The sequence below is a fragment of the Mesonia hippocampi genome, from assembly GCF_014197445.1.
GTDB classification, from domain to species: Bacteria; Bacteroidota; Bacteroidia; order Flavobacteriales; family Flavobacteriaceae; genus Mesonia; species Mesonia hippocampi.
Genome location: NZ_JACIFO010000002.1, coordinates 218,318 through 239,853, shown reverse-complemented (window position 1 = coordinate 239,853; position 21,536 = coordinate 218,318). Strand labels below are relative to the sequence as shown.

The window sequence follows — 21,536 nt, the reverse complement described above, 5'->3', positions numbered from 1 at the left end:
GTTTTATATGGCATTAAGTAGGAGGGATATTTTCCCGATAGGCTTTCCTTGCTTCATTAACATAAAGGCTATTGGGATATTCAAAGATAATACGTTTGTAGTATTCCTGAGCTTTTGTAGTTTGGTTAAGCTTTTCTTGGTGTAGTTTAGCAAGCGCAAAGAGCGCATCGTCTGCTAGCGATTCCTCTGGATAGAAAGCAACTATTTTCTCATAATAAGTGGCAGCTAATTCATAGTTTTTTAAATGTTCATGAATTTTAGCTTTACGGAAAAAAGCTTCGTCTTCTATTTTATAGCCTTTGTATTGGTTTAACAAGGTGTCTAGAAGGGTTAAAGCGTCTGTATATTTTTCTTGAAACTGAAGTAAATCTGCTTTTGCAAACTTTTTTAAGGCAGGTTGTAAGCTATCTTCCTCTGTGTTTGATTTTATGAGTAAACCAAGTTCTAAAGCATCGTTAGCAATAAGCTGAGAGGTAGAGGTTTTTAAAACATCTAATTGTGTTTTTGCCCAATCAAAATCTCCTTTATAATAGCTGGTTTTAGCTACTTTGTATCGGGCTTCGTGCCCTATGGGAGAATTCTCGTAAAGGTTTTGCACTTGGCTGTAGTAGATTAGGGCTTGGTTATAGCGTTCGTCTAGTACTAAAATATCGGCTAAAAGCATTTTTAACAAAGCTTCTTTTCGCATCGATAAATCTGCTGTGAGCAGTTGTTTTAATTGTGTTAAGGCTTGTGAAGTTTGCGATAGTTTAAAGGCTAAAAAACGCGCATGTTGAAGTTTTATATAAAATAAATTTTCATCAGGGGCATAGGTGGTAAAAACTTTTTCGAAGTTTTTAGTTATGTTCGGATAATCTTTAGCCGTGGCAATATCTATTTGTTGTTGTAGGCGTAACTCTTCTGCTTTTATCTTAACATAAGGAAGAGGAGATGCGGTGATGATATAATCCAAAATTTCTCCCGAAGTTTTTAAATCGCCCTGTTCTTGTGCAATTTCACTTAGCTGAAAAAAGGCTTGAAGATTGGTTTTTCCTTCTCGGTTATAAATGGCTTTTTCTTGGATAAACGCCATCTTAAAGTTTTTTTCGTGAATAAAAAGCCAACTGAGTAATTGATTATATAGAAGCAGAGGCTCTTCCTGTAAGCGTTCTAATAGCAGTTGCCTTAAAACTTTATTTTCGGTATTTTCTTTATCATCGGTAATGTATTCGGCAAAACTACGGTGAATTACATAAAGGTAATTGGGTTGTTCTTTTACCACGTCTATATACGTGTCGAACATTTTTTTATGCTTTAATTGCTCGCCATAAATTTTTGCAAGCTCTACACGGGCAGAGATGTTCGAGGAGCGTTCTAAAGCTATGCTGTATGCGTTAATGGCTTCTTCTAGTAGGTTGTATTTCTGGAAGGCTTTTCCTACGCCATAAGCATAATTAGGTCGCTTTTCTAGTTCTTGTATTGCTTCTTGGTAAGCGTTTTTGGCTTTTGTTGTTTCTTGTTGTAGCTGGTAATTGTATCCTAACTCTACATACAAATTGGGGTAGTTTTTATAAAGTTTTAATTGTTCTCGGATAATTTTTTCGGCAGTTTGGTATTCCTCTAACTCTTGTAAGGTGTTTATATAGCTGTAAGCCACACTAAGGTTCTGCGGGTTTTTTTGATATATTTCTTGATAAATGGCTTTAGCTTTGGCAAACTCACCTTGTTCGAAATAGTTTTTTGCTAATGCAGGAGATTGCGCATTTACGTATATAAAGCTCCCTAAAAAAAATCCTATAAAAAATAAAAATCGCATTTTGCTAAGATAGAAAATGCGATTTTAAATTGCTTGTTTTTTTAGGATTAATCAATGATAGAAAAACCTGTATAGGGTTTCAAAACTTCTGGTACTTTTATACCTTCTGGAGTTTGGTAATTCTCTAAAATTCCTGCCATTATTCTAGGCAAAGCTAAAGAACTTCCGTTAAGTGTATGGGCAAGCGCTTTATTCCCGTCGTTGGTTTTGTAACGTAATTTTAAGCGGTTTGCTTGGTAGGTTTCAAAATTAGATACCGAAGAAACTTCTAGCCAACGCTCTTGTGCTGCCGAATAAATCTCGAAATCGTAAGTTAGGGCAGAGGTAAAGGTTAAATCGCCTCCGCATAAGCGTAAAATACGATAAGGAAGGTGTAATTCTTTCAAGATATTTTTGATGTGAGAAAGCATTTCTTCCTGAACTTCATAAGATTTTTCGGGCAAGGTTACGTTTACAATTTCTACCTTATCAAATTGGTGTAAACGATTCAATCCGCGTACATGAGCTCCATACGAGCCTGCTTCTCGTCTAAAGTTTGGTGTGTATGCCGTAAGCTTCTGCGGAAGCTCGTTTTCATTTAACATGACATCTCTAAAAAAGTTGGTAAGCGGAACTTCAGAAGTAGGAATAAGGTATAAATCATCTTCGGTAACATGATACATTTGTCCTTCTTTATCTGGTAATTGCCCTGTTCCGTAGCCCGAAGCCTCGTTAACCATAAGAGGTACTTGGTATTCGGTATAACCTGCTTGGGTGTTTTTGTCTAAAAAATAGGCGATTAGCGCACGTTGTAAACGGGCTCCTTTCCCTTTATATACAGGAAAACCAGCTCCTGTAATTTTGTTTCCTAAGTCAAAATCTATCAGGTCGTATTTTTTTGCTAATTCCCAGTGGGGCAAAGCATTTTCTTCTAGGTTAGGAAAATCTATTGCTCTAAACACTTCTTCGTTATCTTCTTCAGAAGTTCCTGCCACTACTGTGTTGTGCGGAATGTTAGGAATTTCATAAAGCAGCTTTGTTAAAGCAGTAACAGTTGTGTTTAATTTTTCTTGTAAATTTTTGGTGGTTTCTTTTAAACCTGCGGTTTTTTCTTTTGCTTGGTTTGCTTTTTCTGTTTCGCCCGATTTAAAAAGAAGCCCAATTTCTTTGGATAATTTATTAGACTCTGCCAAGGTAGCATCTAATGTAGTTTGTGTAGATCTACGTGTTTCGTCTAATTGTAAAACATTTTCAAACACCGGAGCCGCATCGTAATTTCTTTTCTTTAATGCTTCGATGTACGCCTCTTTATGGGCTCTAATTTGGGCTACTTGTAACATGTTGTAAATTTTATATGCTAAGAAGTCAAATTTATAGATTTATAAATTAAAAAATAACGATTCTAACAGAAGTTTTTTACATTTAGTGTTTCATAATATTTATAGGGTTTTCTTGTTTAGATGAGGTTAATTATTTTTGAAACCTACTTCTTCCATAAAATTTAAATGATTATGCTAATAGAAAAACAACGATTTCGCCAAATATGGCTTTGGGTTATCCTTATAAGCATAAACGCTTTTATGCTTTATGGTTTTGTACAGCAAATAATATTTAAGATACCTTTTGGAGATAATCCTGGTCCAGATATCCTATTAATTTTTTTCTGCTTAATGATGTTAGGACTATCCTATCTTTTTCTTAATGTTATCGTATTAAAAACCTATATTGATAACGAAAAAATTGTTGTTAAGTTTCCGCCCTTAGTAGCAGAAGAGGTTATTTTAATAAAAGAGATAGCGGAAGCAAAAATTGTAAAATACAAACCATTAAAAGAATATGGCGGTTGGGGATTTCGAAGCGGAAAAAAAGGTATGGCCTATAATATAAGTGGAAACTTAGGACTGAGTATTACCTATAAAAGCGGTAAGCACTTGCTTATCGGTATCCAAAAACCAGAAAAATATAGTAAGTTCCCGTTTATAGCGAATTCACTTTTATAAAATCTTGTTATGAAAACTTATAAAGCTAAAAAAAGTAAATGTACTTTATGGTTATAGGTTTCCCTAAACTATGGGGAGTAAGTATTATAGATAGTTTTCAAAGATATTCTGCCAAAAAACTATTATTTTTCTTGTTTCAATTATCTTTAAGATTTTTTATAAAAAACAACCCATGAATCCTAATCAATTACTTTTTATAGGTGGCGTTTTAATTGGCGGAATTCTTCTTATTGTTACAGGATTTCTTTTTAAGAAAAATCCACCTAAAAAAATCAATCCACTATACGGGTATCGTTCAAAAAGTTCCATGAAAAATCAAACCCGTTGGGACTTTGCTCAATGTAAAAGTGCCAAAGAACTTATACGTTCAGGTATATTTCTTTGTGCAACCACAGTTTTTGGGTTTATAATTCCTGAAAATAAAATATATACTCTTTATATTATAGGAGTTATTGCTATCCTAATTATTCTCAGTGCAATTTTTCCGATTATCCAAACGGAACGTGCTATAAAAAATAAATTTGATAAAAATGAATAAGCCATGCCCAAGTTATAAGTGCAACTGGCCAGATTGATTTTAATTTTAAAACAAAATGCTAATAGAAAAACAACGATTTCGCCAAATATGGCTTTGGGTTATCCTTATAAGCATAAACGCTTTTATGCTTTATGGTTTTGTGCAGCAAATAATATTTAAGATACCTTTTGGAAACAACTCTGGTCCAGATATCTTGTTAATTTTTTTCTGCTTAATGACATTAGGACTGTTTTATTTTATTTATAATATTGTGTTGAAAACCTATATTGATAACGAAAAAATTGTTGTTAAGTTTCCGCCCTTAGTAGCAGAAGAGGTTATTTTAATAAAAGATATAGCGGAAGCAAAAATTGTAAAATACAAACCATTAAAAGAATATGGCGATTGGGGATTTCGAAGCGGAAAAAAAGGTATGGCCTATAATATAAGCGGAAACTTAGGACTGAGTATTACCTATAAAAGCGGTAAGCACTTGCTTATCGGTATCCAAAAACCAGAAAAATATAGTAAGTTCCCGTTTATAGTGAATACACTTTTATAAAATCTTGTTATGAAAACTTATAAAGCTAAAAAAAGTAAGTTTATACATTATTTACTAGCTATTTTTGCTCTTCTTTCAGGGGTTGGTATATATGTCATATTTTCCGAAGGTAAAATAGTAGGTCTTTTATTGTTGTTACCCTTTATCTTATTTTTATGGATTTATTTTAACACGGGTTATAGAGTTGATTCAAAATATCTTTATTACCATTCAGCTTTTATAGAAGGAAGAATAGAGATTAGTAAAATTGTTCAGCTTCATGTAGGTAAAACCATGTGGAGCGGGTTAAAACCCGCCATGTCAAGCGGTGGAATTATTATAAAATACAGTAAGTATGACGAAATTTATATAGCTCCTCAGGATAATGATAAATTTGTAAACGATTTACTTACACTAAACCCCAAAATAAAGGTTGTGGAAGTGTAAGTTTAGGTAAGGGTTTTAGCGTTTTTAATGCAATTTGCCAAAAAAAGAACCCTTCTTAAAGGTTTTTAAGAAGGGTAATAAAACAGGCATCATTAAAGAAAACAAATGTGAAATTTTAGGGGTTGTTTTATTTTTCTAAGAATGTTTTTAAAACTCTATTGTTGTATTAAGGTTATGCTTTTGCCTTTATATTTAGCAAGGGTTTTTCCTGAAGAGCTAAAAGCAACATTGTCTGCTTTTTTAAAACCGAAGGTTTCTAATATTTTTCCGCTTTTAGCATCTATACGGGTAAAGTTTTTACTTTCCAATAGTAATATTTCGTGTTCGGTAACCGCAAAGCTTTTTACGTTTTTAGCAGGAACATTAGCTATGATGTTTCCTTTGTAATCTATTACCCCAACGGCTTTTGTTCCAAAAATAATAATCCCGTTGTTGTAAAGCTCACTAAACTTTATGGTTCCTGTTCCTAAATCTTTGGTGGAGGTGTAAGAAATTTTTTCTCCTGTTTTTGCGTTTAGAATATAAATTCCTCGGGAAACAATATCTATAAGCAGGTTTTTGTTTACAATAAACGGATTAAAGGCTTTAGCGATATCGGCACTGTTTTTTGCTTTTTCTGTTTCAAAAATATCGGCGCCTGTTTTTGCGTCTATTGCTTTGATAATGGTTCTGTTAAGGTTACCACTCGCTTTTATGTAGAAAATGTTATTAGCTAGGGCATCTTGCATAACGGTCCATTGGTTGTCTAGTACAGCATATTTTTCTAGTGCTATTTTATCGTTGTGTATATCGATAATGGTATAGCCTTTTTTGCTGCCAGTATTCCATTTTCCGTTTTTATCAAATATTGTAAAATAGCATAATTTTCCGTTGTTGTTAAAATAAAGTTGCCTAGGAATTAGCCTGTTGTATTTATTTGGGGCATTGTTAAATGTATGAGTGTTGCCATTCAGGGCTTTATCAAGCGCCATAATTTTCCCTAATCCTTTTGTTACATTTTTAGCCGTAGCGGTGCGATTTTTTATATCTCCGTTGCGCTCTAAACCTGTTTTTAGGTCGATAAATGTAAGATCTAGATAAGGTAATATTAGTGTGTTATCTTTTATAGTGGCATAATTTGGAATAAAATCTCCTGTGTATGTTACTTCCCATAGTATTTTCCCTGTGTTAGCCTCTAAGGCAATAACTTTTGGAGTTGTGGTTAGGAGGTCTAAAGCTCCATCGGTAGCTGGTATAGTAATAGCAAGTAGCTTATTGTTTTTTTGGCTGAATAATAATTCGCCTATACCTCCTTTAAAATCTTTTTGAGTCCATAGTGTTTTTCCATTGCGTATATCTAACATTTGCAAACCATCTTTCCCGTTAATAACAATGGCATTTTTGGCAGGAATGTAATTAATAAGTCTATCTAAAAACCGGTCTCGGGTAAAAAAGTTATTAGCTTTTTGTGTTTTTGAAAATTTATTTCCGTTTACTTCTATGGTTAACATTCCTCCTGCATGAGCACCAATAATTGTTTCGGTTACTGTTACACCGATATCTAGCTGGTTGGTTTCCCATAGGAGTGAACCGTTTTTTAAGCTAAAGCCTTTTATTTTGGTGTTGTTGTGCTGATAGTCTATGGTCAGAAAAATTTGTTCATTACCAAATAAAAAATAACCACTTCCTGTTGGAATAGGTGTGTTTTTTAAGAGTCTACCTATTTTAAAATTATATTCTCCTTCAATAATTTTCGTATTTTTTTTAATGTCCCAAACGCTGTAATGGTCTTCGTTTTCAGCGATCATGTATTTATCGTCTGGAGAAAAATCGATAAAATCTGGAGTAAAATCTAGGTTAATGGTATTGGACTTTTGTGTGCTTTGTGCTAAGGAGATCCAAGCAACTAAAAGAAAGCATATTGCTGTTGAAATTTTTCCCATAATTTTTTATATCAAGAGGTTATTCTTCTTTTATTTCTGCATGAAAAGTACCGTTGGTTACTGTAATACTTCCATTGTCTCCATTTTCATCGGCAGAAAACTCAAAAGTGCCTTTAAGCTGGTTGTTACTATTGTCGGTAATAGTCAGGCTTCCGGTAACATTTTTACTATAGTCTCGCCACTCAGGAATATATTCAAAACCTACTTTATAGCCTTTCCCGTTGATAATATCAGCGCCGCTATCTAATGGGTATGTTCCTTTTTCGGGCCAAGGCACAGGGTTGCTACCGCCGTTGTAGGTGTAAAAATTTATTTTAAAAGTAGCTTCGGAGGCATCACCTCCTTCTATTTCAAAAGTGTTATAACCTTGGCTGTTGTATATTTCTATAAAGGCATTTCCGGACATGTGGCCTGTTTGCGAGCCAGAAACATCCATAGCTATTTTGTTGACACCTATATTGTTGCTGTTGTTATTGCTGTTACCAGTATCATCATCTTTATTACAAGAAAATAAAAGGAAAGAAAAAATAAGCAATGCGGTATAAAGAAGGTTGAAATTTTTCATAAAATTAGATTAAATTAAGAAAATAAACGGCAAACCACTGACTAACTCATAAAATCAGGCTTGCCGTTTGTGGGTTCTGTTAGAAATTAATCATTATCGCAGTACTCGCCACCTGCCACATTATCAAAAGTAACATTGGTTACTTCCAGGTTATCAAAATAATCGGCACCGTATGGTGAGTAAAAGGCACAGTTTTGTAAATCTTTAAACGTGGTGTTGGAAACTCTTAATTTAGGACTTGCGTGCATATAGATAGCCCCTGTATTTTGATGGTTTCCCACCGGAAAATCGCCTTTGGCATTTTCAATAATGGCGTAGTTTATAATATTGTCTTCTTGTGTAAAGCCATATTGAATACCGCCCCAGTTAATATCGTTATGAGCTCTTAAATGTACAGGATCTGCTGCCGTTCCCATAATTTTAAGACTTAAATTATAAGGTGGAAGAAAACCGTAAGGTTGTAGGTATGCTCCAGATTTAAATTCCATTTCTACCCCTGCTTCAATGGTGAGGTGACCATCATCACCAATACTTACTCGACCATCTACCAAATAAGGTACGTCTAACTTTTCCCAAGTTACGGTTTGGTCTTCAATTTCATAAGATGAAGTGGTGATATTCAAGAAATCGGAGGCATTTCCGCTATAAGAAGAAGAGCTATCAAAAATATGAGCCATTTCTGCCGAAACTTTTACAGGGACATCCTCATTTCCTGTGATAATTAGGTTGGAGGTAGCAACAGAATTTTGCTTTGTAACTCTATGGTAATCTATTCCAACACTACCTCCGTTACTTATTTCTACATGATTTAACGTAAGGGCTTGTGGGGTGGTTCCAGAAGAGCCTCTAATAGCCAAGCTACCTTCATATACGGGAGATGAACCCGTTAAATTTTGTGAACCTGCATATTCAATAACCGTGTGTTCAATAAGGTTGTTAGGGTTATGTGCTTCTGAAAGAAAAATTCCTCGCCAATACCCTTTTTGCTTAGAGGTTCCCGATAGAATGACAGGTTCGCTAGAAGTTCCTTTAATTTCAAAAACGTTATTATCGAGGTCTACTCTAAGTCCTGCATGGTTTTCAAATTCAATAACTACTCCAGCTTCTATTTTTAGGCTTCCTTGTACACGTGCCCAACAGGTTACAATGTAATCTATGGGTCTTTGTGGGTCGTTCTCTAAAATACGATCTTCTTTAAAATAATCGCAGTCTAATACAATGGGAGGTAGTATTTCTGCTTCTGGTTCTGTTGCCACATCATCATCTTCAGAACAAGAGGATAATAGCATTAATGAGCCCATTAATAGGGCTACAATTTTTGGGGTTTGTTTTAACATTTTCATAATTATGATGGTTTATAAATTAAACTTTACGCCTGCTCCTGCAACTACTTGTCCGTCTTCTATTACAACATATTTAACCTCTGCAAAAGGTGTTATTTTTCCTAGAGGGAAGTTAACGCCTCCGCCAAGGTTGAGCCCAAAGCGTCCTTCTGAAGCAGAAACATCGTTAGTAACTCCCCATATATTTTTTCCGTCGTATGAAGTTTTTAGATGGGTGTAATTAAGACCGCCTAAAGCGTAAACGTTTAAGCCTGATTGCTTAAGGAAATAGTAATTAGCATTTGCACTGATTTCAAACCAGTTTGTTTTAAATCCGTATTGTTCTTTCGGGATAAAGTAAATCAAGGAAGGGGCAAGGTTTAGATTTTCCATAATAGGAATTTCTGCATTAACACCTATTCCTGGGTTTTCTATTTCAGATCCATAAGCAAGCATGGCGCCTATACGGATGTTTTCTTGTGCTTGTGCCGATAATACCAGCCCAAGGCCTATTAAAATTCCAAAAAATGTTGATTTTAAATTCATAGTTTTAATTGTTATTTATTTTTAAAGTTAAACGCTTAGTCAAATCTTCTTTTATTTGCAGTAAACTCCCCAGAGATTTCTATGGTTTCCACAATATTTAGGTCATCATCGATTCTAAAGGCAGTACATTCAAAATGTCCTTTTACGGTATCTTCGTTAGAAGAAGTAATGGTGAGGGTTCCTCTGTTTTCGGCAGGTTCAGCCAAGTCAGCTAATAATGAGGTGCTAAATTCTACGGTGTTTATAAAATCTCCATCTGGAATATAGGTAAGGTCTACTGAGAAATCAGCATTGGTAGAACTTCCTATGGTATAAGTACCAGGGTTTGGTCTTTGAGAAGCGCTGTTAATAGCTCTATTGCTAATAGTAATAGAAAATGTTTGGGGATTGTAATCATGCCCATTTACTTCCCAGCTTTCTACATTTAAAATTTTTAATAAATGAAAATCTGCCATCCCAGAAAAATTAGCATTTAGGTCTCCTGCAACCTTAAGTGTAATTTCTCCAAAATCTGAATTATTGGGAGGGTTGTTTTTATTGTCATCGTTTTCGCAGGCTATAAGTCCTATTGAAAACAAGGTTATTAGGGTAAAAAGTAATTTTCTCATGACTTATTATTTTTTAATTATCTTTTCTGTTTTTATACCTCTAGGGGTTTGTATTTGCAAGAAGTAGATTCCTTTAGCGTAGGTGGCTAGATTAATTTGAGTTTGATTTTGCCAAGTTTGTAGGTGTTGCCCTGTAATGCTATACAGTTTTAGATTGCTTATTTCTTGGCGAGTTTCAATATGGAGAACATTCGCCACAGGGTTAGGGTATATATTAACAGTTGCAAGTTTTTCTGTTTTTACAGACATGTTAGGTGTGGTGAGCTTCCAAAGCTCTTGTCCGTTACTATCGTAATTGGCGGAAAAGTATAATGAACCATCAAAGATTGTAAAAAAAGGCTTTATTGCTAAAGGGTTGTTATTAGGAGAAACAGCGGGTTGTATTACTTGTGTCCCTGCGGAGGTTCCATCGGTTACCCAAAGTTCATCGCCATTTGTTCCGTTATCAGCTTTAAAATAGAGTAGCCCGTTATATTTTATAAATTGATGAGGAAACGAACTTCCGTTAGGGTTAATGTCCTTAAATAGTTGTGTTCCAGCTGAGGTTCCATCGGTTACCCAAAGTTCAAAGCCATTTGTTCCGTCATCAGCCGAAAAATAAAGTTTCCCGTTATATTCGGTAAAGCCAAACGGTTCCCCACTTCCACTAGGATTAATGTCTTTAAATAGTTGTGTTCCAGCAGTAGTTCCATCGGTTACCCAAAGTTCATCGCCATTTGTTCCGTCATCAGCGAGAAAATAAAGTAGCCCGTTATATTTTATAAGTTGACTAGGAAACGAACTTCCGTTAGGGTTAATATCTTTTAATAGTTGTGTTCCTGTAGCAGTTCCGTCGGTTACCCAAAGCTCTCTTCCGTTTGTTCCGTCATCAGCGAGAAAATAAAGTTCCCCATTATATTTAGTAGAGTTAAGCAAGTTTCCACCAGGATTAATGTCTTTTAATAGTTGTGTTCCAGCAGTAGTACCATCGGTTACCCAAAGTTCATCGCCATTTGTTCCATCATCAGCCGAAAAGTAAAGTTTCCCGTTATATTCGGTAAAGCCATACGGATCCCCACTTCCATTAGGCTTAATGTTTTTTAATATATGTGTTCCTGTAGCAGTTCCGTCGGTTACCCAAAGCTCTCTTCCGCTTGTTCCGTTATCGGCAGAAAAATAAATTTTATTATTAAATACGGTTAAATCTCGGGGGTTGCTTCCTGCGTAGGTGGTAAGGTTAATGTTTTTAACGAGTTGGGTTGAGTTTCCGTCTGTTTTCCATAATTCGTTTCCATCGTATTCACTGGCAGCACTAAAGTATAGGACTCCATTTAAGGAAACCATGTATCTGGGATTTATAAGGTTTTCTTGTCCGCCAGCTATTATTGTGGTGCCAGCTTCTGTTCCATCGGTTCTCCATAAGCGTTCTAGCATTTGTCCTTGTTGTTCTTCAATTGTTGCTCTAAAAAACAAATAATTGTCTGTTGGGGTAAGTTCTTCTGGGGTACTGTCTAAGTTTCCATGGTTAATATCTTTGACCATTTCAAAAGTTTGTGCGTTTAAGCTCATGGTAGATATAAGTGCGAATACTGCTGTTAATAAGTTTGTAATTGTTTTCATAGTTAAAAATATGTGGGTTAGTAATGGTATTTATGCGTGTATTAAAGACTCTACTTTTTAATTATCTTTTCTGTTTTTATACCTCTAGGGGTTTGTATTTGCAAGAAGTAGATTCCTTTAGCGTAGGTGGCTAGATTAATTTGAGTTTGATTTTGCCAAGTTTGTAGGTGTTGCCCTGTAATGCTATACAGTTTTAGACTGTTTATTTCGTGGCGAGTTTTGATATGGAGTACATTCGTCACAGGGTTAGGGTATGTGCGAATATTCGGAGTTATTGCACTACTGTTGTCTATAGAGAGTGAGCCATATTCGTATGCTCCTATATCTATATTATTGTCATGTACTCGATTGTTATTATCTAAATCTATTGTATTATTATTATTTGTGGGGAATAAAGAGAGGTTGGTATTAGGGTCGCCAGCGTCAATAGCAGGCGAGTTGCTTGCAAGCCTAAAATTACCCCCTGCAACATCTTCAAAATTAGGGGCAAGGTTTAGGCAGTTGTCGCAAGCAAAATCGCCATCATTGAAAATATCTGAATTGTCATAAAGAGAGTAGCTTCCTATAAAATCACCATTATTAGCAATGTCTGGAGCTCCGGGTGCTATATTTCCCCATACAATACTATTGGTCATTGTCATGTTGCTATTGGCATCAAAATTATATAGACCCCCTGCGCCTAGTAGAGTTGCTTCATTTTGGGTGATGGTACTATTTAATAGGTGTAATTCCCCGGCATTGATGATAGCCCCACCTGCTTCCATGGCTTTATTTCCAGTAAATAAGGTGTTGACTAATGTTACTGTAGTACCTTCATTAAGAAGCCCTCCTCCGTAGATACCTCTTGCCTCGTTATTTTTAAAATAGGTGTTTTTTATAGAGGTGATGGCCGTATTACTTCCAAGACAAATAATGCCGCCTCCCATTCCTGCAATATTTTCGTCAAGCAGTACATCAAAAAGTGTGAGGTTACTGTTAATAGAAAATATTCCGCCTCCTAGCTGATAGGCTTCATTTTCAATGAAATTGGTGCTAACAAAATCAAGTGTACTATTTTCTGCATATATAGCTCCACCAGAATTTGCGTCAGTTTTATTTCCAGTAAAATTGGTGTTGGTAAAACTCAGTGTACTTTCACTAATAGATAAAGCGCCGCCACTACCACCACCTTCAGCTTCGTTATTTATAAAGCTAACATCGGTTAATGTACCGTTGCTTTCTGAAAGAAACATCCCTCCGCCATGACTCTCGGTGGCTAGGTTTGCATTAAAACTAACATTACTGAGGTTTACCGTCCCATAGATTGAGAATAAACCTGCGCCGCCAGCAGATAAATTATCATTAAAAACTTCATTGTGGTTGAAGGTTACATTACTTAATGTTAATGTTCCATTCTGGTTATATAAACCTCCACCAGCTTCAGAGGCTTCGTTGTTTATAAAAGTAATATTGGTTAGATTTAAAGTTCCGTTTTTTAACATTATTCCTCCTCCGGTAGGATTGTTAGGTAGTGTAGCTCCACCATTTTTAATGATTAAGTCTGCAATTTGAACAATATAATTTCCGTCTATAGTAATTACACTTCCTGTCGCTTGTCCAGATGAGGTATGTGCCTGAATAATGCTACCACCAGGTTGATTGTTTCCTGTACCTTGTAGTGTTATCTCTTTAGTTATGTCAAGCTGTTCTGTATAAACGCCAGAAGCAATAGCAATAGTGTCACCGCTTCCTGCTACGCTTAACGCGTAATTTATTGTTGCACAGGCGCTAGAAGGGTCTAGGCAGTTTCCTGAATCTGTTCCTGTAGGATCAACATAACGGGTGCTTTGCGCAGCAACACTCAGTGCAAATAGAAATGCAAGTAATGTGTAGTAGTTTTTTTTCATAGTTTTAATTTTTTAAGAATAAATTCTTGATATTGGTTAGTTTTAGTTTTGTACGCTGTTATTTGTTTATAAAAAAGCATAACTTTGCCCTGTAATGCACGAGGGTTTTATAATTGATATAGAAAATGGAAATAGGTAAACATTAATTTTTATATTTTTTTTAAAAAAATGTTTACTTGCCTAACTTTTAGTTATTAATGAATAAAGAAAAACGTTTAATAGCACATATAAAATCTGGTAATAAAACCGCCTTAGGGCGTGTGTATACTCAGTATAAAAAAGAGTTTTTGTTGTACTCTTCGCGCTTTTCTATACCAAAAGAAGAAGTTCTAGATATTTATCAAGATGCTATTGTTGCGCTATACGAAAATATTGTTTCGGGTAAATTAGAAACTTTATCGTGTTCTGTAAAAACCTATTTGTTTGCTATAGGAAAATATAAAATATATAACTGTTTAAAGGTGAAAATGTCTCCAAAAGATATTACAGATTTCGAGTACTTATTGAAGGATGAGAACGAGGAAAACACAGAACTTCAGGAGGAGAATATAAAAAAACTGCGTTTTTTTTATAAAAACTTAGGCGGAAAATGTAAAGAGGTTTTGAAAATGTTTTATTATGAAAATTTATCTTTAGAGGAAATTAAACAACAACTAAAATATACCTCTAAAGATGTAGTAAAGAGCCAAAAATCGCGCTGTTTAAAACAGTTAAGAGAAATGATGTTAAAGGAAAATAAATGAAGCATTCTAATTTAATAGCAAAATATATTCAGCATAAGCTAACCCCAGAAGAACAAGAGGAGGTGAAACGGCTGTTGGAAGAAGATGAGGACTTTAAAAAAGAGGTTTCTTTTCAGTTAACACTACAAGCAGCTATTAAGCAAGAAGAGGGAGCGGAGATTAAAGAATACTTAAAGCAAGTAGATAAAAACGAAAAATCAACCAACATATTTTCGGTAGTTTGGAAGGTGGCTGCTGTTTTAGTGTTAGGAGTAGGTTTATTTTGGTTTTTTAACCAACCGCTTGATTATGATAAAATTTATGCCGAAAATTTTAAGCCTTATCCTAATGTTGTTGTTCCAACAGTACGAGGCGATAATACTGCCGATAAAAGCGATGTAAAAAAAGCCTTTAATGCATACGATAATCGCGATTATGCCAACGCGGCAGAAGCCTTAAAAAAACTATATATACAAGACAAGGAGGTTTATTTTAATTTTTATTATGGAATTAGCTTAATGGCCGATAACCAAACTACAGAAGCAATCAAGGTGTTGGAAAACCAAAATTGGGAGGCTTCAAAAATACTCCAAGAACAAGTTGATTGGTATATTGCATTGGGTTATTTAAAGCTTCAAGATAAAACTAATGCCATAACATATTTAGAGAAAGTAAAAGCAGGTAAGGCTTCGCGAGCAGCACAAGCCCAAAAAATACTAAAAGCAATCAAGTAGGTATTAGTTGATAAAACGTTATTTTTTCTTCTTGTAAAAAAACAAAATGAAAATAATAATGATAAAAAAAGCGCTGGTAATAATAAAAAAAACATTTTGGTAAAAAGGAAGCTTTGTAGCAACTTCAGCAACATCTCCACTTACTACAAATCCCGCCCAATAATAAGGATGAGCTTTAACAGGATTTGCCTTGATAAAATCTTTTTTAGCTAAGGCCAAAGCGGTGTTTTTTTCTTTATTTTCTTTTAAATACTTGTAGAAATTAATCATGATTTCGGCAGTTTCTTTATCGGGAACTTCCCATAAACTAAAAACATTAGATTTTACCCCTGCATAGGTTAATGCCCTAGAAAGGCTTAGAAGCCCTTCGCCTTGGTCTAGTTTTCCTATTCCTGTATTACAAGCACTTAAAACAACCAGTTCTGCAGGGAAATGTAAATTGTAAATAGCGTTGATATTTAAAAGCTCATTATCTTGGAAAACCAAACTAGGAGAAATATTTTCTTGCTCATGCAATATAGCGTGCATTGCTAAATGATATACCTGATACGATGTAGTGGCATCGATAAAGTTTTGTTTTGTGGCATTTTTAGCGATATAAGCGTCTCCTTTAAAATAATCTGTAATGGTTTGGGCTTCATTTTTAGCTCCTTCTAATGCAGAGAATCGATTAGACCTAGAAACAATTTCTATACTCTTGTTTGCCGTATAATTAGGGGCAAAAGTTGCCAATGCTTTTTTTGAAGCGTTATGATTTGTGTTAACGTTGTTTATGGTTTGTAACATAGATAGAGAAGAATGATAAGAAATATCGTAATCCTCTATCAGTGGTGATGTTTCACTTTGTAAAGTTTCAAAAGGAATATAATTTAAGTTTTTATCTGGGATAAAAGTGAGCTTATTTTTTTCTTTTAGAAGATTGTCTAAAGGTTCAATTAGAACTTGGTACAATTGTTTGCTGGTGTCTGCGTAATCTTCTTTAGGATCTTTTAATTGTTGATGATAAGCAATAATAAGCGGTTCTATTTTTTGAGTGTCTCCTAGTTTAAAAACAGAAGCTTTATGGTTTGTATAAACAATGGCATAACTGTTTTTTATTCCTATAAAATAAGCTATAATGGCTTCGTTCTTTTTGATGTTTTTGAGGAAGGTATCTGCCGAAAAGTTCCCAGAGTAGAAATTTAAGTACATGGGTTGTGCCTTATTAATCTCTTCATCTATACGGGCTAACTTGGTTTTTATTAGAGTAATGCTGTCTGGGTTGGTTTCTTTTTGAGAGCGTAGTTGCTCTAATTTTATTTGGGAAGTATTTTTTTCTAAAATAAGTGCTTTATCTACACCAAGTTTAGAATGTTTTGCTAAAAATTCTTTTCTTAATACATGAGATTTATTGTGCTCTAACAGGGTTAAGGTTACCGTATTTATAGGTTCTTCTAAAAGAATGCTCGTAGTTAAAATACCTTCGGTTATTTTTGAATTTAACCTGTTTAAGTATAAGTTGTAAGCGTTTTTTTGGTAATATTTATTAAAATTTTCTGCGGCTAACAAATAAACTGTCGCTGCATGCCTTAAACTTTGTTTGTTGTTGAGCTTTTGGTGGTGTTTAAGGTAATAATCGGCAATATCTATTATTGCTGAAATACGATAATAATCGAAAGTGGTTTCTTTAAAATAATTAATAAGGTCTGTAGGTTCTGTGTAGTCTTTATTTATAAGTGAACGAACCCCTTTATGAAACGAAATTTCTGCTTCATCTAGTTTATTTATTTCGAGTAGTTGTTTTGCCTTGTTTAATTGAAGGGCGGCAAGGTTAATAGACCCTATATTTATCTGATTGCTAATGGCAATGGCTTTATCTATTTGAGCTATGGCCAAAAGCGGTTTTTTTACTTCTGTATAAATGGTACTGGTTTTTACATAGGGGTGTATTTTTTCATAAGGTTTCCTGTAAGTATCTGCAAGGTTTATAATGGTGTCAGCAAGGTTAAGGGCTTCTTTATCTAGTTTATGATTTACGTATACATTTAGGGTAGTGTTTAAGCTAGCCAATAGCCAATGACTTATTTTTTGTTGTTCGGGTTTAGGTAAACTGTAAAAAAAAGTTTTAAAGTTTTTACTTTGCTTTTTTATTTCGTCAAAATTATTTACCAGGTTAAAAAACAAAATATTACGATTATAAACGCTTGCTATTAAGCTGATATTTTGTTCTGTTTCTATATCGATTAGGTTATTAATGGCAAGGTGATAGTCTTTTGCGTGGTCAATGTCGCCATATTCAGCATAAAGCTTTAAAAGGTTACCATAAAGGGTGTTTAAATAGTTTTTTCCTGTTTCCTCTTTATTTATCTCCCAATAGTATTGTGCTTTTTTATAGCTTTCTAGGCGCATAGTAAAGTACCCAATTTTAGCATAGCAAGTAGCTAAATTGTTGTAAGCTAACCCAATATCAAAGTTTTTGTTTTCTAGTGGCAGGTATAAATTTATAGATTGGTTATATAGCTCGATAGCTTTTGGGTAGTTTTTTAACCGGTCGTTAATGTAAGCTAAATCGTAGATGTAATTTGCTTTTTCGGTAATGTCTATATCGTTAAGTTTGTATACTAAAGCTAGCCCTTCTTCTCCTTCTTTTAAGGCTTCGTTCCAATTGCCAGAATAAGCTAATGCATGATATAATCCGTTGTAAATTTTAACAAGTAAGCCTGAATATTCTTTATGATTTTCTAATGCTTTTTGTTCTTTTTTGTAAAGCTCTATGGCTTCTTTATAATTTCTATTATCTGCTTTTATTTTTGCTTTACATAGGTTGTAATAAGCAGTATATTCTTTATTTTCAGGAGATTGATTATTAATGTCTTTCCAAAGTGCCAATGCGTTGTTGTAGTCTTTTTCATCTACAAGTTCTTTAGCTTTTCTTACAGTGGTGCTATCCTTGTAGGTGTAACAAAATGCTTGTAGTGTACAAAAATTAAAAACGAATAGAAATAACAGATACCTCATTACTTAAAGGGAATTAAAACTTAAAGGTATTAAAAATGTTAAATTTTTAATTATGTTTTTTAAAATAGTTTTTTGGAAATAAGGGTAAGTGCGCTATTCTAAAATAGAACAAATAATAATAACTGTATAAAAGGCTATAAGCTAGTTTTTTAATGTGCTAATTATTTTTAAAAGTTATATTTGTAATACAACCAACCCTTAACAATATGAAAAATAAAATTGTTTTAATTTTTGCTTTTTTATTAACAAGTATTCATCTTTTTTCTCAAAATGAATGGGATTTGCATACAAAAAAAGCCGATTCTCTTGATTTAAACTTTCAATTTCAAGCAGCTTTAAATTATCGAACAAAAGCATTAGAGCTAGCTGATAAAGCACCAGATTCCACTCAGAAAATGTTACGAGGCTTACAGCTGTTTACAAAAGCCGAGGCCAGTTTTTCTTTTACAAAAAAATCAAATATAGAGGCTTATCAGTTAATGCAAAATGCAATTGATACCTTGCAAGAAGCAAATGCAGCTCCAGAGAGAATGAGTCGTGTTAATCGCAGATTGGCAGAAAATTCTTTTGATTATATGTATAACCCAAAAGAGGCCGAAAAGTATTTAGGTAAAGCCTTTAACTATTTTTCTGAAACAACTCAAAAAGACACTATCTATTTAATAGAAATGCTAGAGTTTTCTGGATATATGAAAATTTTATCTCGAGATTACGAAGAGGCTATTAAAACCAATGAAAAAGGGCTGAAACTTTTTGATGAACTAAAGGTTAAAAGTGACAAGGACTTAGAGTTGAAGTCTAAAATTTACTATAATATGGCTTTGCTTTATAATGCGCAGTTTATGGATATTCCACAAAAAGAATATCAATATACAATAGCTTCTAAAGAAGTTCTTGAGCAAATGGAATCTTTACATAATGAATCGATAATTAACACATATAGGAGATTAGCTCTTTTTGAAAGAGAATACAATAATTATGAAAGTAGTATAAATTATATTAATAAAGCATTAAAACTATATAAAAAGCACCAGCAAGAACTAAGCGCTAACCCGCAGATTGGTTTTAAACTCGAGTTTGCTTTATACAGAAGCTACTTAACTATTCTCATGGATAAAAGCGAACAAGGAGATAGAAGTGAAGAACAATTAATATTAGAAAACCTAAGAGAAGTAATAAAAATCACACAAGAAAACCAACTTGATGAAGTGGAAAAAGCTAATTACAAAGGAATTTTAAGCATAGTAACTCGTTATTACTTAGGTCATAACTTACCAGGAGAAGCTGAAAAGTATAATAATCTAGCAAAAAAAGTTGTTTTTGACTCTAAAAAAGCCCCTTATTCCCTAGAAACCTTTAATCAACAAGTAAAAATAGATGAGATTAACATATTATTTCAAAAAAAGCACTATCAGCAGGCACTCGATTTAATTGATGAAGCAGAAAAAACAGGAGGAAATCTACACGATCAACGACTATTAGAATTAAAAGCCGAATGCCTATTTAGTAGAAATAAATTAGCCTTAGGATATGAGGTTATCAACCAAATTCTAATTAAAATATCAAACCAAAATATAACATTTAAACTTCCTGAAAGCGAGGTGCAAAACTTTGTTCCTGGAGAAGCAATTTCAGATGCGGTAAGATTGGTGCGTTTAGCCGAGTCTTTTCGAGAATATTATGGAGAATACTCCTCTGAAGAAGAAAAACTCTATTGGTTGGCATTAGCACAATTCCAAAACAACATAGGGAATACGCCTCTAAACAAGACCCTTAAAAACACCTTCGATAAAATAACAGCAGGTTTAATAAACAGTGCTTTAGAACGTCCTTTTTCAGATGAAGAAAACAACCAATTGCTTAATTTTATAGAAAAAGTATCTTCGCAAGAATTTATAAATAAGTTTTTGTTAAAAAGAGAAATAGCAGGAAGTACACAGCATTACAACCTTATAGAAGAAGAACAATACCTTAGGGCTTATATTACATACCTTAAAAAAGAATATTTAAAACAAAAAGAAGAAACCCTTAAACAACAAATTTTCGAGAAGGAACTAGAACTAAAAAAAGTTACCGAAAAAATTGCAACACAATATAAAAGCAACAACCCTTTTGTAAGCCCTGCAATTGATATTAAAAGCTTGACAGGCGAGAATATTATAAAGTTTAAAGCTTTAGATAATCAGTTGTTTAAAATAACTATTCGAGAGGGAAATATAACGTATACTAAACTAGAAAATTACAACAATATAAAACAAGAAATAGAGCATTACCTGGAAAGCATAAACAATTTAAATGTAGGCATAAACGATTTAAAAAAGCAAGGAGCTCATTTGTATAAAAAATTGTTTACAAACGACTTTGATACAGCAGCCACAGTTACTACTATTATTCCAGACGATGTACTGCATTACCTACCGTTTGATCTTTTGGTAAAAGATAACAAGTACCTCGTAGAAAATTACACTATTTCTTACACGCCGAGTCTTTATTTTATAGCAGAGCAAACCAGTACTCCTGTTAGCAGTAAAGCCGAAAAGGCAATTTTTTTCGCTCCAGAATATTCTGGACAACTAGCAGAAAGTAAACTAGCCGTTAGAGGAGAAGCCTACTCTTTATTAGGAGCAAAAGAAGAAGTTACTCAAATTTCATCGTTTATAGAAGGAGATGTATATATCGGAAATCAGGCCTCTAAAACACAATTCAAATCCTTAGAAAACAATGTTTCCGTTATTCACCTTGCAATGCACTCTAACCTTAACGATAAAGCGCCAGAATTAAGTAATTTGGTTTTTTCAGACTCAGAGCAAGATTATGAAATGTATATTTCAGAGTTGTACGGACTAAGTTTTAATGCAAACCTAGCTGTTTTAAGTGCATGTAATACAGGTATTGGAGGTTTTAAGGACGGAGGTAACCTCGTTTCCATGCATTATGCGTTTACTACCGCCGGAATTCCGTCTACTGTTGCAAGCCTCTGGAATGCACCAGACCTATCTACTAAAGAAATTATGGTTGCTTTTTACAAAAACCTACAAAATGGAGAAAATAAAGCAACCGCGCTACAAAATGCAAAACTAGACTATCTTAAAAACACAACAAATGCTAACTTACAACACCCGTTTTACTGGGCAGGCTTTGTGCTTTCTGGCGATAAAACACCTATTTTGTTAGCAGAAAAATCAGAATGGACAGATGGTTTGTGGTTGGCATTAATTGTAATTGCAATTTTGATTTTGGTATATGCATATTTTAAGAAAATTAAAAAATAAAAAGCCAGCTTTTAAAAGTCAAAAACAAACTACCATCAAATTCAAAGAAATGTTAATCTATTTAAGGTAAGACGATTTTAATTT

17 protein-coding genes are annotated in these 21,536 nt (G+C 34.0%); 7 read left to right on the top strand and 10 right to left on the bottom strand.

The window, feature by feature from the left end; all coding sequences use genetic code 11:
- Positions 1-13: 13 nt before the first annotated feature.
- On the bottom strand, positions 14-1,795 hold the full coding sequence (locus GGR32_RS03265) for a tetratricopeptide repeat protein (protein WP_183476397.1): 1,782 nt from the start codon (positions 1,793-1,795) through the stop codon (positions 14-16).
- A 47-nt stretch (positions 1,796-1,842) separates the two neighbouring features.
- Entirely contained in the window at positions 1,843-3,114 is a 1,272-nt protein-coding gene (serS, locus tag GGR32_RS03260) for a serine--tRNA ligase (protein ID WP_183476394.1), read from the bottom strand.
- A gap of 171 nt (positions 3,115-3,285) precedes the next feature.
- Between serS and GGR32_RS03255 the strand changes: the two genes are divergently transcribed.
- The 4 genes from GGR32_RS03255 (at position 3,286) to GGR32_RS03240 (ending at position 5,279) form a co-directional block, all read left to right on the top strand.
- On the top strand, positions 3,286-3,774 hold the full coding sequence (locus GGR32_RS03255; RefSeq protein ID WP_183476391.1) for a hypothetical protein: 489 nt from the start codon (positions 3,286-3,288) through the stop codon (positions 3,772-3,774).
- Positions 3,775-3,946: 172 nt separating this feature from the next.
- A complete protein-coding gene (locus tag GGR32_RS03250; RefSeq protein ID WP_183476388.1) occupies positions 3,947-4,312 on the top strand; it encodes an SdpI family protein in 366 nt (121 codons plus the stop codon).
- A 55-nt stretch (positions 4,313-4,367) separates the two neighbouring features.
- Entirely contained in the window at positions 4,368-4,853 is a 486-nt protein-coding gene (locus GGR32_RS03245) for a hypothetical protein (RefSeq protein ID WP_183476385.1), read from the top strand.
- Positions 4,854-4,862: 9 nt separating this feature from the next.
- A complete protein-coding gene (locus GGR32_RS03240) occupies positions 4,863-5,279 on the top strand; it encodes a PH domain-containing protein (RefSeq protein WP_183476382.1) in 417 nt (138 codons plus the stop codon).
- Between the two features lie 155 nt (positions 5,280-5,434).
- Here GGR32_RS03240 and GGR32_RS03235 read toward each other — a convergent pair whose 3' ends face one another.
- From GGR32_RS03235 to GGR32_RS03205, 7 genes are all read right to left on the bottom strand, one after another.
- Positions 5,435-7,201, bottom strand: coding sequence for an outer membrane protein assembly factor BamB family protein (locus GGR32_RS03235; RefSeq protein WP_183476379.1), 1,767 nt, complete (start codon positions 7,199-7,201; stop codon positions 5,435-5,437).
- A gap of 19 nt (positions 7,202-7,220) precedes the next feature.
- Positions 7,221-7,766 (bottom strand): DUF6252 domain-containing protein, encoded by a 546-nt coding sequence (locus tag GGR32_RS03230; protein WP_183476376.1) that lies wholly within the window; start codon positions 7,764-7,766, stop codon positions 7,221-7,223.
- An 86-nt stretch (positions 7,767-7,852) separates the two neighbouring features.
- Entirely contained in the window at positions 7,853-9,109 is a 1,257-nt protein-coding gene (locus GGR32_RS03225; RefSeq protein ID WP_221403681.1) for a hypothetical protein, read from the bottom strand.
- A gap of 12 nt (positions 9,110-9,121) precedes the next feature.
- Complete coding sequence (locus GGR32_RS03220) at positions 9,122-9,634, bottom strand: outer membrane protein (RefSeq protein WP_183476373.1); 513 nt, start codon at positions 9,632-9,634, stop codon at positions 9,122-9,124.
- A gap of 35 nt (positions 9,635-9,669) precedes the next feature.
- Positions 9,670-10,242: a hypothetical protein gene (locus GGR32_RS03215; protein ID WP_183476370.1), complete on the bottom strand. Its 573-nt coding sequence runs from the start codon at positions 10,240-10,242 to the stop codon at positions 9,670-9,672.
- 6 nt (positions 10,243-10,248) lie between these two features.
- Positions 10,249-11,841 (bottom strand): ELWxxDGT repeat protein, encoded by a 1,593-nt coding sequence (locus tag GGR32_RS03210; RefSeq protein ID WP_183476367.1) that lies wholly within the window; start codon positions 11,839-11,841, stop codon positions 10,249-10,251.
- A 50-nt stretch (positions 11,842-11,891) separates the two neighbouring features.
- Positions 11,892-13,727, bottom strand: coding sequence for a T9SS type A sorting domain-containing protein (locus tag GGR32_RS03205; RefSeq protein ID WP_183476364.1), 1,836 nt, complete (start codon positions 13,725-13,727; stop codon positions 11,892-11,894).
- 197 nt (positions 13,728-13,924) lie between these two features.
- Between GGR32_RS03205 and GGR32_RS03200 the strand changes: the two genes are divergently transcribed.
- On the top strand, positions 13,925-14,470 hold the full coding sequence (locus GGR32_RS03200; protein WP_183476361.1) for an RNA polymerase sigma factor: 546 nt from the start codon (positions 13,925-13,927) through the stop codon (positions 14,468-14,470).
- Positions 14,467-15,183 carry a tetratricopeptide repeat protein gene (locus tag GGR32_RS03195; RefSeq protein WP_183476358.1) on the top strand — a complete coding sequence of 239 codons (717 nt, stop codon included), beginning with the start codon at positions 14,467-14,469 and terminating at the stop codon, positions 15,181-15,183. The genes GGR32_RS03200 and GGR32_RS03195 overlap by 4 nt, the downstream gene beginning before the upstream one ends.
- A gap of 18 nt (positions 15,184-15,201) precedes the next feature.
- On the opposite strand, the gene GGR32_RS03190 is transcribed toward GGR32_RS03195, so the two are convergent.
- The gene (locus GGR32_RS03190; protein ID WP_183476355.1) at positions 15,202-18,180 is read right to left on the bottom strand and encodes a CHAT domain-containing protein; all 2,979 of its coding nucleotides are present in this window, start codon (positions 18,178-18,180) and stop codon (positions 15,202-15,204) included.
- Between the two features lie 206 nt (positions 18,181-18,386).
- Between GGR32_RS03190 and GGR32_RS03185 the strand changes: the two genes are divergently transcribed.
- Positions 18,387-21,452 (top strand): CHAT domain-containing protein, encoded by a 3,066-nt coding sequence (locus tag GGR32_RS03185; RefSeq protein WP_183476352.1) that lies wholly within the window; start codon positions 18,387-18,389, stop codon positions 21,450-21,452.
- Positions 21,453-21,536 lie beyond the last annotated feature (84 nt).